We start from the raw sequence: 14918 nt of genomic DNA, 5'->3' as shown, positions 1-14918 counted from the left end.
AGGAATGCGCCATGCGCTTGTCCGCATGACCCCGGCGCGATACACCGTACTGGCCCGCCAAGTGTGGCGGGTTTGTGTCACATCCTGGGGAGTTGGGCATGAGCGTGACTGGTCGGTACCGGGAGTCCTGGGAGGGCTTCTGGCGGGAGGCCCCGGGGCGCCAAGGGGCCGTGTTCTGGGACGCGGAGCCGGTGCTGACCGCCGGGGTCCACCTTGCCCACTTCGAGCCGTTGCTGGCCGATCCCGGGCTGCCGCTCGTGGACCTGGGCTGCGGGAACGGCACCCAGAGCCGTTTCCTCGCCGCCCACTTCACCCAGGTCGTCGGCGTCGACCTGTCCGCGGCCGCCCTCGACCGTGCGCGCGACGCCGACCCCGACGGGCAGGTGACGTACCAACTCCTTGACGCCTGCGACAAGAGCGAGCCGGAGAACCTGCACGCCGAACTCGGGGACGCCAACGTCTACATGCGGGGCGTGCTGCACCAGGCCGGGCCCGAGGACCGGCAGCAACTGGTCGACGGGATCGCCACGCTCGTCGGGGAGCGCGGCCGGGCCTTCCTCGTCGAGCTCTCCGAGGCCGCCAAGTCCGTCCTGGTAGGCCTGGCACAGGGCCCTGACGGACCGCCCGCCAAACTGGCGCCCATCTTCGCGCACGGCATCGCCCCCGGCGAGGTCGCCGACGAGGCGGTGCCCGTGTACCTCGGGGCGGCCGGGCTGACGATCGTGGCGAGCGGGGAGCTGCCGCTCGTCACCACCGAGTACCGGGCTGACGGCACCCGGATCGAACTGCCGTCGAAGTGGTGGGTGGTGGGCCGCACCGCCTGACGGGCCGGCGGTGCACGCGCCCTATCGGCGTACCTGAGAGGGCACCCCGCTCGTCGCGGGCGGGGTCTTCCGGAACGCCCACTCCATCCGCGGCTCCATCACACACCGGAAGACCCGCCGCACGGGAGCGGTGCACAGCGCGGTCACCACCGCACCGGCGACGAGCGTGACGGCGACCTCGCCGAGCGGGGTGTGCGGCCAGCGGTGCCCGGCCCAGTCGACGTGGTTGCCGGCCTGGACGACGAAACCGTGCAGCAGATAGCCGTAGAGCGTGCCCGCGCCCAGGGTCGTGAACCACATCCGGCGCCCCGGCACCCAGGACAGGAAGCAGGCGACCAGGACGAGCGAGCAGCCGAAGAGGGCCAGGGTCATCAGCGGCCCGTACCAGGCGGGCACGCTGAAGTGCTCGGCGGCGTCGCGGTGGAAGAACCAGGCATAGTCCATGCGCGGGACCGCCCAGTACGAGAACACCACCGCGCCCGCGAACACCGGAACCGCGAGCAGCCGCACCCGCCACTGCCGTACCAGCGAGAAGTGCTCGGGCCGCAGACACAGGCCGAGCACGAAGTACGGCAGGAACTGCAGGGTGCGCTGGAGGTCGAGGTCGTCGCCGATGGAGGGGCTGAGCGTGGCGAGCGCGGCGACCGTGAGGGCGATCGGCAGCGGCCACCGCACGGCGCGCCAGATCGGCGTGGTCAGCCGCCAGATGAACAGGGCGGCCAGGAACCAGGTCAGATACAGCGGGTCCAGCAGGCTGATGTCGCGGTCCGGGACGCCGTCGGACCACCGGGTGAAAAAGGTGTACGCCGTCTCGAACACGACATAGGGGACGACGACCCCGGTGACCAGCCGCTTGACCTTCGCCGGGCTCGCGTCGAAGGAGCGGGAGAAGTAGCCCGAGATGATGATGAACGCCGGCATGTGGAAGGCGTAGACGATCGTGTACAGGGCGGTGACGGCCCGGCTGTCGGAACGCAGCGGCTCCCAGGCGTGGCCCATGGCCACCAGCACGATCGCCAGGTACTTGGCGTTGTCGAAGAACGCGTCGCGCTGCTTCGGGCGTCCGGGTGGGTTCCCCGGGGCGGCGGTGGCCGTCGTCCGTCCTGCCGGCCGTACGGGCTGTGCGGTCTCGCTCACGCTTCTCCCTGTCCGTCTCCTGTGGAACCCGCGAGGGAGAATACGCGTCTTCCAGGAGTCACCTGTGCGGCAGGGGTGAGCGGCATTCGGCTCACCTCACCATTCGCGGGCGACGCAAACCTCCGCGGCGCGTAACGTGGCGAACCATGAAGATCCTGATCAGCGCCGACATGGAGGGCGCCACCGGCGTGACCTGGCCGGCCGACGTGCTGCCCGGCACACCGCAGTGGGAGCGGTGCCGGTCGATGTTCACCTCGGACGTGAACGCCGCCGTGCTGGGCTTCTTCGACGGGGGCGCCGACGAGGTGCTCGTCAACGAGGCCCACTGGACCATGCGCAACCTGCTCCTGGAGCGGCTCGACGAGCGTGCGCAGATGCTCACCGGCCGGCACAAGGACCTTTCCATGGTCGAAGGTGTCCAGCACGGCGACGTCGACGGCATCGCCTTCCTCGGCTACCACGCGGGCGCGGGCCAGGAGGGCGTCCTCGCCCACACCTACCTCGCCAACTCCATCACCGGGGTGTGGCTGAACGACGTGCCCGCGAGCGAGGGCTACCTCAACGCGCACGTGGTCGCCGAGTACGGCGTCCCCGTCGTCCTCGTCACCGGGGACGACGTGGCCTGCGAGGACGCCCTCGGCTACGCCCCCGAGGCGCTGAAGGTCGCCGTCAAGGACCATGTCTCGCGGTACGCGGCCGTGTGCCGTACGCCGGCCCGCACGGCCGCCGACATCCGGGCCGCCGCGAAGGAGGCCGCGCGGCTGGCGGTCCGTCAGGAACCCGTACAGGCGGGGCCGTTCACGATCGCGGTCGAGTTCGACGCCGAGCACCTCGCCATGGCCGCCACCGTGGTGCCGGGCGTGCGGCGGATCGGAGCGCGGAAGGTGGCGTACACGAACGAGACCATGTACGCGGGAATCCGTACCTTCAAGGCGGTCACCACCATCGTCTCGGCCGCCGTGGAGGAGCAGTATGGCTGACCAGCAGGCACTGGACGAGGTCGTCCGGTTCACCTCCGACCTCATCCGCATCGACACCACCAACCGGGGCGGCGGCGACTGCCGGGAGCGGCCCGCCGCCGAGTACGCGGCCGAACAGCTGGCCGGGGCGGGCCTTGAGCCCCTGATGCTGGAGCGCACCAAGGGCCGTACGAACGTCGTCGCGCGCATCGAGGGCAGTGACCCGTCGGCGGACGCCCTGCTCGTCCACGGTCATCTGGACGTGGTGCCCGCCGAGGCCGCCGACTGGAGCGTGCACCCCTTCTCCGGGGAGGTCCGCGACGGGGTCGTGTGGGGGCGCGGGGCGGTCGACATGAAGAACATGGACGCGATGATCCTGTCCGTGGTGCGGGGCTGGGCCCGACAGGGCGTACGGCCCCGGCGGGACCTCGTGATCGCGTTCACCGCCGACGAGGAGGCCAGCGCCGAGGACGGCTCCGGGTTCCTCGCCGACGAGCACCCGGAGCTCTTCGAGGGCTGCACGGAGGGGATCAGTGAGTCGGGGGCGTTCACCTTCCACGACGGCGCCGGGCGGCAGATCTACCCGATCGCGGCGGGGGAACGCGGCACGGGCTGGCTCAAGCTCACCGCGCGCGGCCGGGCCGGGCACGGCTCCAAGGTCAACAAGGAGAACGCGGTCACCCGGCTCGCCGCCGCCGTGACCCGTATCGGCGAGCACGAGTGGCCGCTGCGGCTCACCCCGACCGTCCGCGCGGCCCTTACGGAACTCGCCGCGCTCTACGGCATCGAGACCGACCTGAGTGACGTGGACCGGCTGCTGGAGAAGCTGGGCCCCGCCGCCCAGCTGGTCGAGGCGACCGTCCGCAACAGCGCCAACCCGACCATGCTGGAAGCCGGTTACAAGCTCAACGTGATCCCGGGGGAGGCCGTGGCCTACGTCGACGGCCGCTGTCTGGCCGGCGGCGAGGACGAGTTCCGCGCGACCCTCGACCTGCTCACGGGGCCCGACGTGGACTGGGAGTTCAGCCATCGCGAGGTCGCCCTCCAGGCCCCGGTCGACTCGCCGACGTACGCCGGCATGCGTGCCGCGGTGGAGGAGTTCGCGCCCGAGGGACACGTGGTGCCGTACTGCATGTCCGGCGGAACGGACGCCAAGCAGTTCTCCCGCCTGGGCATCACCGGGTACGGGTTCACGCCCCTGAAGCTCCCGGAGGGCTTCGACTACCAGGCCCTGTTCCACGGGGTCGACGAGCGTGTCCCCGTCGAGGCACTGCACTTCGGCGTACGGGTACTCGACCGCTTCCTGCGAACGGCCTGAACAAGTGGGGGAGAACGTGCAGACGTCGGCATACGGTTCCTGGCCCTCACCCATCGACGCGGCGCTCGCCGCCGCGCACGACGGGCGCCCCGAATGGCTGGGCTTCGTCGGGGACGAGGTGTGGTGGACCGAACCCCGGCCCACCGAGGGCGGCCGCCGCACCCTGGTGCGCAGACACGCCGACGGGACCGAGGAGTCGGTGCTGCCCGCGCCGTGGAACGTGCGCAGCCGGGTCATCGAGTACGGCGGCCACCCCTGGGCCGGCGCGGTGGTGGCCGGCGAACCGCTCGTCGTGTTCGTGCACTTCGCCGACCAGCGGCTGTACCGGTACGAGCCCGGCGGTGAGCCGCGCCCCCTCACGCCGGTCTCGCCCGTGGGTGGCGGACTGCGCTGGGCGGAGCCGCAGTTGAGATCCGAACTCGGTGAAGTGTGGTGCGTCCTGGAGGAGTTCACCGGGGACGGTCCCACCGACGTCCGCCGGGTCCTGGCCGCCGTGCCGCTGGACGGCTCGGCCGTGCAGGACCGGGACGCGGTGCGCGAACTCACCGACGACCGCCACCGGTTCGTCACCGGCCCCCGTATCTCGTCCGACGGCTCACGCGCGGCCTGGCTCGCCTGGGACCATCCGCGGATGCCCTGGGACGGCACGGAACTGGTCGTCGCAGAGGTCCTGGGCGGCACGCTCCGGGAGCCCCGCACGGTGGCCGGCGGCCCCGAGGAGTCCATCGCCCAGGCCGACTGGGCGCCCGACGGCCGCCTCCTGTACGCGAGCGACCGCACCGGCTGGTGGAACCTCTACCGTGACGGCGAGCAGCTCTGCCCGCGCGAGGAGGAGTTCGGCGGCGCCCTGTGGAAGCTCGGGCATCGCTGGTTCGCCCCGCTGGACAACGGTCTGATCGCCGTGGTGCACGGCACCGGATCGACCGCGCTCGGCATCCTGGACCCGGAGACCGGTGAACTCGTCGACGCGGCCGGTCCCTGGACCGAGTTCGCGCCCACCCTCGCGGTGCACGGCGAGCGGATCGTCGCCGTGGGCGCCAGCCCGCGCACCGCCTACGAGGTCGTGGAGCTGGACACCCTCCCCCACGCTCGAACAACCTCGCGCGGGGGCGCCCCCATCGGCCGGGCCCGGGTGATCGGCGCCGAGCACGACGACCCGGTCGACCCCGTGCACTACCCCGAGCCCCAGATCCGCGTCTTCACCGGGCCGGACGGCCGGGACATCCACGCCCACGTCTACCCGCCGCACCACCCCGGGTACCGGGCGCCCGGCGACGAGCTGCCGCCGTACGTCGTCTGGGCGCACGGCGGACCGACCGGCCACGCACCCCTCGTGCTCGACCTCTCGATCGCCTACTTCACCTCGCGCGGCATCGGGGTCGCCGAGGTCAACTACGGCGGCTCGACCGGATACGGACGGGAGTACCGCAACCGGTTGCGCGAGCAGTGGGGCGTGGTCGACGTCGAGGACTGCGCGGCCGTCGCGCTCGCCCTCGCCGACGAGGACACCGCCGACCGCGACCGGCTCGCCGTCCGCGGCGGCAGCGCGGGCGGCTGGACCGCCGCCGCCTCGCTCACCACGACCGACGTCTACGCCTGCGGCACCATCGTCTACCCGATCCTCGACCTGGCCGGCTGGGGCACCGGGGAGACCCACGACTTCGAGTCCCAGTACCTGGAGAGCCTCGTCGGACCGCTCGCCGAGGTCCCCGGACGGTACACGGAACGCTCGCCCGTCGAGCACGCCGACCGGGTCACCGCGCCCTTCCTGCTGCTCCAGGGCCTGGACGACGTGATCTGCCCGCCCGCGCAGTGCGAGCGGTTCCTCGCCCGGATCGCGGGACGGCAGGTGCCGCACGCCTACCTCGCCTTCGAGGGGGAGGGGCACGGGTTCCGCCGGGCGGACACGATGATCCGCGCACTGGAGGCCGAACTCTCCCTGTACGCCCAGGTGTTCGGGCTCAACCCGCCCGGCGTCCCGACATTGGAGCTCACCAGGTGAAGGAACTCGTACGACCGTCCAGGCTCGCGCCCGGAGCCCGCGTGGCCGTGGTCGCGCCGAGCGGGCCGGTCGTGGAGGAACGGCTCCAGGCCGGACTCGACCTCCTGCGCGGCTGGGACCTCGACCCCGTGGTCGCCCCGCATGTCCTGGACACGCACGGCGAGCTGGGCTACCTGGCGGGAGCCGACGCCGATCGCGCCGCCGACCTCCAGCAGGCCTGGTGCGACCCCTCCGTGGACGCGGTGCTGTGCGCCAGGGGCGGCTACGGGGCCCAGCGGATCGTCGATCTGCTCGACTGGGAGGCGATGCGGGCCGCCGGACCGAAGGTCTTCGTGGGCTTCAGCGACGTCACGACACTGCACCAGGCGTTCGCCACCCGGGCGGGACTGGTCACGCTCTACGGTCCGGCCGCCGCCGGTGTCGACTTCGTCAAGAACACCGTCGCGCAGGAGCACCTGAGGGCCACGCTGTTCGCCCCGGAGACCGTCCGTGTCCTCACCTCCCGCGGCACCCCCCTGGCCCCCGGCAGGGCCCGCGGGCTCACCCTGGGCGGCTGCCTCAGCCTGCTCGTCTCCGACCTCGGCACGCGGCACGCCCGCCCCGGTGCCCGGGGCGGACTGCTGCTGATCGAGGACGTGGGGGAGCAGGCGTACCGCGTCGACCGCCTGCTGACCCAGCTCCTGCGCACCGGCTGGCTGGACGGCGTCCAGGGGATCGCCCTCGGCTCCTGGGCCGGATGCGGGCCCTACGGCACGCTGCGAGCGGTCCTGGCCGACCGGCTCGGCGGCCTTGGCGTACCGGTCGTCGAGGAGTTCGGCTTCGGCCACTGCGAGGGGGCGCTGACCATGCCGTTCGGAGTGACCGCCGAACTCGACGCCGAAGCGGGCACGCTGACGCTCGACGAACCCGCGCTCCGCTGACGAGAAGGGTCGACTCGGGTCTTAGGCTGGCAGGATGCCGCACACCGCTTCCCGCTACCTCGCCGAGGGCCCCCGCGTCGGCATACGCCACTTCACCTACGAGGACGGCGCCGAGTTCACCGCGCGGGCCCGGGAGAGCAAGGAACTGCACCAGCCCTGGCTGTTCCCGCCGGACAGCGAGAGCGCGTATCTCGCCTATGCCGGCCGGCTGATCGAGGACCGGACCAAGGTGGGCTTCCTGGTCTGTGAGAAGGACGGCGAGCGGGGCGACGGGGTGATCGCCGGGTTCATCAACATCAACAACATCGTCCAGGGCGGCTTCCAGTGCGGGGCCCTCGGCTACGGCGTCTTCGCGCACGCAGCCGGGCGCGGGCTGATGCGCGAGGGGCTGAACCTCATGGTCGGCCACGCCTTCGGCCCGATGCGGCTGCACCGGCTCGAGATCAACGCCCAGCCCGGCAACACCGCCTCCCTCGCCCTCGCCCGCAGCTGCGGCTTCCGGCTCGAAGGGTTCTCCCCGAAGATGCTCTACATCGACGGGGAGTGGCGGGACCACGAGCGCTGGGCGATCACCGCCGAGATGCGGGCTTCCGGTTGATCTTCATGGTGTCGAGGTCCGTGACCGTGGACTTCAGGTCGCCGAAGCCGTAGCCGAGCTCCCGGAGTGCCGTCTGCGCGCGGTCCTCGGCGATCGCGCCCGCCATCTCCTCGCCGTCCGCCGCGTCCGACACCACCATGTAGCGCATCGAGAAGTGCTTCAGCGGCGCCGGCTCGTACGACAGCGAGCCCTCCTCACAGAACCGCATGCTCGCCATGCCATGGTCCGCCGCCTCGGCGAGCAGCCGGGCGCGGGCCTCGTCGGTGAGCCCCTCCCACGTGCCGCGGACGATCACCCGGTAGGTGTGCTGCTCACTCACTGTCGCTCCCTCGCGTATCCCCGTGGACGGTCGACTGTACGTCGGCGAGGATGATCCGCATGCGGAATATCGTCGTGCTGGACGCCCCCTCCAACCTCGGTCTGCGTCCGCCCGCCCCCGGTACCGTGCCCGGCTGCTACAAGCTCGCCGGAGCCCTGCGGGAGCAGCGGATCGTGCAGCGGCTGCACGCCCTGGAGGGCGGGGTGGTGGTGCCGCCGCGCTACGACCGAGGGGACTGGCAGGAGGGCGACGGCGTCTTCAACGCCGCCGCGATCGCCTCCTACACGGTCAGGCTGGCCGACCGCATCGAGCGCCATGTGCGCGCCGGGGACTTCCCCGTCGTCCTCGGTGGCGACTGCTCCATCCAGCTCGGCGCCTCGCTCGCCCTGCGCCGCATCGGCCGGTACGGCCTCGCCGCTGTCGACGCCTCGCCGGACTTCCGGCACCCCGGCAACTCCGACCGGATCGGCGCGGCGGGCGGCGAGGAGGTCGCGCTGGGCACCGGCCGCGGACAGGAGGACCTGACGGATCTGGAGGGGCTGAAGCCCTATCTGCGGGACGAGGACGTGCGGTTCTTCGGGATCCGCGACGCCTTCGAGGAGGACCGGGCCGAACTCGCCGGCCTCAAGATCCCGGTGGTGACCGTCGGTGACCTCCGGGAGTGGGGCGCGGACGCCCTCGCCCGGGCCACCGCGCAGGCCTTCGAGATCCCGGAGATCGACGGTTTCTGGGTGCACCTGGACGCCGACTGCCTCGACCCGTCCGTGATGCCCGCCGTCGACAGCCCCGACCCGGACGGACTCCAGCCCGCCGAACTCGTCGCACTGCTCAGGCCGTTGCTCGTCTCCCCCGCCTGCGTCGGCCTCAACGTCACCATCTACGACCCCGATCTGGACCCCGAGGGCACCGCGGGCGCACTGCTCACCGACGTCGTCGTGGACGCCTTTGCGCAATCCTGACCGGCAGCTCCTCTGGCCGACTCGGTGCCGAGCGGTTTCCATGGTGATCGTGACGACGATCCGGCGAGACGTACTCACCCTGCCCGCCGCACCGCTGGGGCCCGACAACCCTCTGCCTCCGCTGCGGCTCCTGCACGAGGTTCACCGGATCGACGTGCGGGAGCGCGACGACCTGCCCCGGGACATGGCCCGGCAGGCCGGTTACGGGCAGCTCGGAAGCCTGTTGCCGGTCCGTGTCCGGGACGGCTACGGCAGAGAGCGCGCACCCCGTGAGTTCGAGGCGATCGTGATCGAGAACGACCGGCTCAGGGCCACGGTCCTCCCCGGTCTCGGCGGCCGGGTCGCCTCCCTCCTCCACAAGGCCACCGGGCGTGAACTCCTGTACCGCAACCCGGTGTTCCAGCCCGCGAACTTCGCCCTGAACGGCGCCTGGTTCTCCGGCGGCATCGAGTGGAACATCGGCGCCACCGGCCACACCACCCTGTCCTGCGCACCCCTGCACGCCGCCCGCGTGCCCGCCCCCGACGGCGGAGAGATGCTTCGCCTGTGGGAGTGGGAGCGGCTGCGCGACCTGCCCTTCCAGGTGGACCTGTGGCTCCCGGACGGGTCCGACTTCCTGTACGTCGGAGTGCGCGTCCGCAATCCGCACGAGCGGCCGGTACCGGCCTACTGGTGGTCGAACATCGCCGTCCCCGAGGGGCGCAGGGTGCTCGCCCCGGCCGAGGAGGCCTGGCAGTTCGGCCACGAGCACCACCTGCGCCGGGTGCCCGTCCCGCCGGACCCCCTGGACAGCCCGTACGCCGCCGACTACTTCTACGACCTGCCCGACGCCCGGCGCCGCTGGATCGCCGCCCTCGACCCCGACGGCCACGGCCTGGCGCAGACGTCCACCGACCTCCTGCGCGGCCGCAAGCTGTTCGTGTGGGGGACCGGCGGTGGCGGCCGACGCTGGCAGGAGTGGCTCACCGAACCCGGTACCGGCGGCTACTGCGAGATCCAGGCCGGGCTCGCCCGCACCCAGCTGGAGCACGTCCGGCTGGACGCCGAGAGCGAGATGGCGTGGCTGGAGGCGTACGGGCCGCTCAGCGCGCCGCCGGTGCCGGCCGAGGCGGAGGCACGCCTGGCAGCCGTACTGCCGCGTGCCGCCGTCGACGCGGCCTACGCCGCCTGGAGGCCGTACGCCGACACCGAACCCGGCGAGACCCTGGCCGTCGGCTCGGGCTGGGGCGCCCTCGAAGTGCTGCGCGCCGGCTGGAAACTGCCCGGCACACCCTTCGACGAGAGCACCCTCGGTCAGGCGCAGGCGCCCTGGCTGGAGCTGCTGCGGACCGGGTCCTTCCCCGAACCGCGCCGGGTACGGCCGCCCGGGGACACCCTGGGCGCCCCGCACTGGCGGTACATGCTGGAGACCGCGCCCGCCACCCCGCTCACCGAGTACCACCTGGGAGTCGCCCAGTGGCACGCGGGGGACCGCGCGCAGGCCGTGCGCAGTTGGGAGCGGGGACTCGAACTGGCGCCGTCCCGCTGGCCGTTGCTGCGCTGTCTCGCCGTTGCCGACCAGGAGACCGGAAATCGGGAGCGGGCCGCCGACCGGTACGCCGACGCCTTCGACGACCTGTGCCACGAGCGGCGCGACGACGGCGAGACGTGGACGGCGGCCACCGCCGCGCTCGGTCGCGAGACGCTGGAGGCGCTGCTCGCGGCACGGCGCACTTCCGAGGCGCGTTCCGTGTGGGAGCGGCTGTATCCGGCGATCCGGGCACGCGGCAGGTTCCGGCTGATCGAGGCCGGACTGCTGCTCGCCGAGGGACGGCCCGACGCGGCCCGGGCCGTCTTCGAGGAGGGCTTCGAGGTCGCCGACCTGCGGGAGGGCGCCGAGGCGATCGGCGACCTGTGGAGCCGGATCAGCTCCCCGGACGAGCCGCTGCCGGCCCACTACGACTTCCGTATGCGGCCGCCGACGTAGGGGGGCCGGTCCCGCTAGGTGACGTTGCGGTCCACGTACTCGTACACCACCCCGTCCGGATGCATCGCGATCAGATTGCGGCCCACCGGCGTGGGCACCGGTCCCGCGACGACCCGGGCGCCCAGCTCGGTGAGCAGCTGGTGGGCCTCGTCGACGTCCTTGACCGCGATGGTCGCCGCGACCTTGCGCAGCACCTCCAGCTCGGCCTCGGGGCCGCTCATCAGCAGGAAACAGCCCACCGCGGCGACCTGGACGCCGCCGCGCTCGAAACGGAGGGCCGTGGCGCCCGCGAGCCGTTCGTAGAAGACGACCGCGGCCTCCAGGTCGTCGACACAGACACGCAGCGTGGTTCCCAGAATGTCCATGCGGACGAGCCTAATTGGGGTCGCCGGGCCGCGGAGATCGTTTCACGCGATCTCCCGACCCGGCCGCCCGTACCGCACCAGCGGCCCGGCGTTACGCGCACGCCCGTGCGGGTACCCGGCGGCCATGGAGCGCTTGGATCACCTGGAGCATCTGGACAGGCATCTGGTCGACGAGCTGGCGCAGGTGGCACGCGAGACCGTACGGGACGAGCTGCGCGAGCAGACGCGCAAGCAGCGCCGTACCGCCATGCTGTACGCCGCGTCCGGCGCCGTCGCGCTGTACGCGGGAGCGGCCCTGGCACTCGCCGTGGGCCTCGCCCTCGCCCTCGGGCTGCCCGACTGGGCCGCCGCACTGATCACCGCCGCGATCCTGGGGGCCCTGGCCTACGCCCTGCGCGGTGCGGCCAGGCCCTCCGCGTCCCGGCCGACGGCCGGGCGGGAGACGGAGGCTGCGGCCGTGCCGGACCGCCCCGCCGGGGCAGCCGCACCGGTGGCCGCCCCGCCGAGCGGGCTCGGGACGCCGTATCCGCCCATGCCGTCCGTCGCCCCCGAGACCCCGGGCACACCGGAGCCGGGCGCCGCGCCGCGGCAGGACGACATCGACCCCGAGCAGCCGCACCACCGGGCCTGACGCGTGGTGGTGCGCGACGCAGGGAAGGAAGCGCACGTGAAGCAGGGCAAGGTCGTCGTGGTGACCGGGGCCAGTGGCGGCGTGGGACGGGCCACGGCCCGGGCCTTCGCCGAACGCGGAGCCCGGGTCGCCCTGCTGGCCCGGGGCCGCGAGGGCCTCGCGGCCGCCGCCGACGAGGTGCGGCAGGCAGGCGGTGAGGCGCTCGTCGTAAGCGTCGACATGGCCGACCCCAAGGCGGTCGACGACGCCGCCCAGCAGGTCGTCGACGCCTACGGACACATCGACGTCTGGGTCAACAACGCCTTCACCGGGGTCTTCGCGCCCTTCACCGAGATCACCCCGGACGAGTTCCGGCGGGTGACCGAAGTGACGTACCTGGGCTATGTGTTCGGCACCCGGGCCGCCCTGCACCACATGCTGCCGCGGGACCGCGGCACGATCGTGCAGGTGGGGTCCGCGCTGGCCTACCGGGGCATCCCCCTGCAGTCCGCGTACTGCGGGGCCAAGCACGCCATCCAGGGCTTCAACGAGTCCCTGCGGTGCGAGCTGCTCCACTCGGGCACCGGTGTCCGTACGACCATGGTGCAGATGCCGGGCCTCAACACACCCCAGTTCGACTGGGTGTTGAACCGGATGCCCGGGAAGGCCCGTCCGGTGGCGCCGGTGTACCAGCCCGAGGTGGCCGCACGCGCGGTCGTCCACGCGGCCTCCCACGCGCGCCGGCGGGAGTACTGGGTCGGCGGGTCCACGGTGGCCACGCTCCTCGCCAACGCGGTCGTGCCCGGGGTCCTGGACCGTTATCTCGCCCGCACCAACTTCGAGGCACAGCAGGAAGAGGGCGAGCACGGTGGTCCCGGCAACCTGTGGGCGCCCGTGGACGGGCCGCACGGGCACGACTTCGGTGCGCACGGGCGGTTCGACGAGGAGGCCGTGTCCAAGAGCCCGCAGGACTGGTTCTCCCGCAACCGCGCCCGGATGGGCGTGGGGCTCGTGGCCGCCGCGGCCGGTGCGCTGGGCGTCGCGGTGACTTCCGGGCTGCGCCGCCGGGGCTGAGCGGCGGGGAGCACCGGGGCGCCGGACTGTCCTCGATGCGCACATGGACGTGAAACCACTCCAGGTGACGGATGTTGGGGATCGCGGCCGCGGCCGCCGCGTGCGCGTGCGGCGCGCAGTGGGTGGAGATCTCCAGGCCGTGGGACTGGGCCAGCGCCGCCGCGCGCAGGAACTCCGTGACACCGCCGCAGCGGGTCGCGTCCACCTGGAGACAGTCCACCGCGCCGGCCGCGATCATGCGCGCGAAGTACGGCAGGTCGTAGCCGTACTCACCGGCCGTGACATCGCAGACGAGGGCGTCACGAACCAGGCGCAGGCCCGTCAGGTCGTCCGAGGACACCGGCTCCTCGAACCAGCCGACGCCGAGTTCCGCCAGGGCGTTGCCCACCCGGACCGCCTGCTTGCAGGTGTACGCGCCGTTCGCGTCGACGTGCAACTCCGCTTCGGGGCCGATGACTTCGCGGGCCGTGCGTACCCGGGACAGGTCGCGGGGGACCGCCGTTGAGCTGCGCGGCCAGATGCGTGTCGTGGTACGTCGTGAAGCCGCCGCTGCCGTAGACGGGAACGCGTTCGCGGGCGACGCCGGGCAGGCGCGCCAGCGAGAGTTCCAGGAGGCGGGCCTTCAGGTCCCACAGGGCGATGTCGAGGGCTGAGATCGCGCACCCCGCGATGCCCGGACGGCCCGCGTTGCGGACCGAACGGCACATCGCGTCGTGCACTGCCGTCGGCCTCGGGGACGTCGGTCGGAACCGTGTACGCCGAGACGACCGGGCGGTGCAGCCTCCTCGGTCAGCCCTGCTGGAGCTGGGGCAGCACCTTCGTACGGTAGAAGTCGAAGAAGCCGCGCTGGTCGGGGCCGATCTGGTTGACGTAGACCCGGTCGAAGCCGGCGTCGGCGAACGCGCCCAGCGTGGCGACGTGCTCGTCGACGTCGTCCCCGCACACCGCCTTCTCGCGCACCATCTCCTCGGTGACCAGCGGCTCCAGCTGTTCGAAGTGGCGCGGCGAGGGCAGGATCTGGGCCATCTCGCCGGGCAGGAACTGGTTGAACCACAGCTTGCGTACCGTACGGACGCACTCGTCGCGGTCGATGCCGTAACAGACCTTGGTACCGCCGATGACCGGCTTGCCGGCCCCGCCGCCCTTGCGGAACTGCTCCACCATCGACTCGTCGGGCGTCATCGTGATGAAGCCGTCGCCGACCCGGGACGCGAGCGCCGTGGCCGCCGGGCCGAAGCCGGAGATGTCGATGGGGACGGGCTCGTCGGGGACCGTGTACAGGCGGGCGTTCTCCACGGTGTAGTGCGTGCCGTGGTGGTTGACCTCCTCGCCCGTGAAGAGGCGGCGCATCACCTGGATCGACTCCTCCAGCATTTCCAGGCGGATGTGCGCGGGCGGCCAGACATGGCCGAGTACGTGCTCGTTGAGGGCCTCGCCGGAGCCGACGCCGAGCCGGAACCGGCCGTTGGTCATCACGGCCGAGGTCGCCGCGGCCTGCGCCACCACCGCCGGGTGGATCCGTACGGTCGGGCAGGTCACGGCCGTCTCGATGGGGAGGGACACGGCTTCCGAGAGTGCGCCGATCACCGACCACACGAAGGGGCTCTGGCCCTGCGCGTCGTTCCACGGGTGGTAGTGGTCGGAGATCCACAGCGAGCTGAAGCCCGCCTGCTCGGCCATCCGCGCCTGTTCGACCAGGTCCGCGGGACCGAACTCCTCGCACGACAGGAAATAGCCGTATTCGGGCATGGGGGGTACCTCCGGCGGTTCCGTGATGAGCGGGGCCTCGTCCGAGTACCCGGCGGTCCGTGCGGAAACCGGCGTTTGGGCGCCCTGGCCAGGGGGACGCGGAAGGCTCCCGAGGTAC

14 protein-coding genes and 1 pseudogene are annotated in these 14918 nt (G+C 72.3%); 10 read left to right on the top strand and 5 right to left on the bottom strand.

What is annotated here, in order from left to right:
* Positions 1-98: 98 nt before the first annotated feature.
* A complete protein-coding gene (locus D1369_RS07080; protein WP_007385842.1) occupies positions 99-824 on the top strand; it encodes a class I SAM-dependent methyltransferase in 726 nt (241 codons plus the stop codon).
* A 21-nt stretch (positions 825-845) separates the two neighbouring features.
* Here D1369_RS07080 and D1369_RS07075 read toward each other — a convergent pair whose 3' ends face one another.
* Positions 846-1961 (bottom strand): acyltransferase family protein, encoded by a 1116-nt coding sequence (locus D1369_RS07075; RefSeq protein ID WP_007385843.1) that lies wholly within the window; start codon positions 1959-1961, stop codon positions 846-848.
* A gap of 146 nt (positions 1962-2107) precedes the next feature.
* Between D1369_RS07075 and D1369_RS07070 the strand changes: the two genes are divergently transcribed.
* The 5 genes from D1369_RS07070 to D1369_RS07050 are packed head-to-tail and all read left to right on the top strand — an operon-like array spanning position 2108 to position 7758.
* Positions 2108-2941 (top strand): M55 family metallopeptidase, encoded by an 834-nt coding sequence (locus D1369_RS07070; protein ID WP_007385844.1) that lies wholly within the window; start codon positions 2108-2110, stop codon positions 2939-2941.
* Complete coding sequence (locus D1369_RS07065) at positions 2934-4238, top strand: M20/M25/M40 family metallo-hydrolase (RefSeq protein WP_007385845.1); 1305 nt, start codon at positions 2934-2936, stop codon at positions 4236-4238. Before D1369_RS07070 ends, D1369_RS07065 begins: the two co-directional genes overlap by 8 nt.
* 16 nt (positions 4239-4254) lie before the next feature.
* Positions 4255-6240 (top strand): prolyl oligopeptidase family serine peptidase, encoded by a 1986-nt coding sequence (locus tag D1369_RS07060; RefSeq protein WP_037903855.1) that lies wholly within the window; start codon positions 4255-4257, stop codon positions 6238-6240.
* Entirely contained in the window at positions 6237-7160 is a 924-nt protein-coding gene (locus D1369_RS07055; protein ID WP_007385847.1) for an LD-carboxypeptidase, read from the top strand. Before D1369_RS07060 ends, D1369_RS07055 begins: the two co-directional genes overlap by 4 nt.
* 34 nt (positions 7161-7194) lie before the next feature.
* Positions 7195-7758, top strand: a complete 564-nt coding sequence (locus D1369_RS07050; protein ID WP_007385848.1) for a GNAT family protein — start codon at positions 7195-7197, stop codon at positions 7756-7758.
* Here D1369_RS07050 and D1369_RS07045 read toward each other — a convergent pair.
* Positions 7730-8077 (bottom strand): DUF6204 family protein, encoded by a 348-nt coding sequence (locus D1369_RS07045; RefSeq protein ID WP_007385849.1) that lies wholly within the window; start codon positions 8075-8077, stop codon positions 7730-7732. The genes D1369_RS07050 and D1369_RS07045 overlap by 29 nt on opposite strands.
* A 59-nt stretch (positions 8078-8136) precedes the next feature.
* Between D1369_RS07045 and D1369_RS07040 the strand changes: the two genes are divergently transcribed.
* Together D1369_RS07040 and D1369_RS07035 are read left to right on the top strand one after the other, a co-directional pair.
* Positions 8137-9036 carry an arginase family protein gene (locus D1369_RS07040; protein WP_037901940.1) on the top strand — a complete coding sequence of 300 codons (900 nt, stop codon included), beginning with the start codon at positions 8137-8139 and terminating at the stop codon, positions 9034-9036.
* A gap of 40 nt (positions 9037-9076) precedes the next feature.
* A complete protein-coding gene (locus D1369_RS07035) occupies positions 9077-11002 on the top strand; it encodes a DUF5107 domain-containing protein (protein WP_118082339.1) in 1926 nt (641 codons plus the stop codon).
* 14 nt (positions 11003-11016) lie between these two features.
* On the opposite strand, the gene D1369_RS07030 is transcribed toward D1369_RS07035, so the two are convergent.
* Positions 11017-11367: a VOC family protein gene (locus D1369_RS07030; RefSeq protein WP_007385853.1), complete on the bottom strand. Its 351-nt coding sequence runs from the start codon at positions 11365-11367 to the stop codon at positions 11017-11019.
* Between the two features lie 124 nt (positions 11368-11491).
* Here D1369_RS07030 and D1369_RS07025 point away from each other — a divergent pair, with 124 nt between their 5' ends.
* Positions 11492-11998 carry a phage holin family protein gene (locus tag D1369_RS07025; protein WP_037901946.1) on the top strand — a complete coding sequence of 169 codons (507 nt, stop codon included), beginning with the start codon at positions 11492-11494 and terminating at the stop codon, positions 11996-11998.
* Between the two features lie 36 nt (positions 11999-12034).
* Positions 12035-13051 carry an SDR family oxidoreductase gene (locus D1369_RS07020; protein ID WP_007385855.1) on the top strand — a complete coding sequence of 339 codons (1017 nt, stop codon included), beginning with the start codon at positions 12035-12037 and terminating at the stop codon, positions 13049-13051.
* 28 nt (positions 13052-13079) lie between these two features.
* On the opposite strand, the pseudogene D1369_RS07015 reads toward D1369_RS07020, so the two are convergent.
* Positions 13080-13831, bottom strand: a pseudogene (locus D1369_RS07015) (enolase C-terminal domain-like protein); the annotation flags it as partial.
* Between the two features lie 9 nt (positions 13832-13840).
* A complete protein-coding gene (locus tag D1369_RS07010) occupies positions 13841-14800 on the bottom strand; it encodes an LLM class F420-dependent oxidoreductase (RefSeq protein ID WP_007385856.1) in 960 nt (319 codons plus the stop codon).
* Between the last annotated feature and the right edge of the window lie 118 nt (positions 14801-14918).

It is taken from the genome of Streptomyces sp. CC0208 (genome assembly GCF_003443735.1).
Taxonomy (GTDB): domain Bacteria; phylum Actinomycetota; class Actinomycetes; order Streptomycetales; family Streptomycetaceae; genus Streptomyces; species Streptomyces sviceus.
This window is presented reverse-complemented; position numbering and strand designations above follow the sequence as displayed.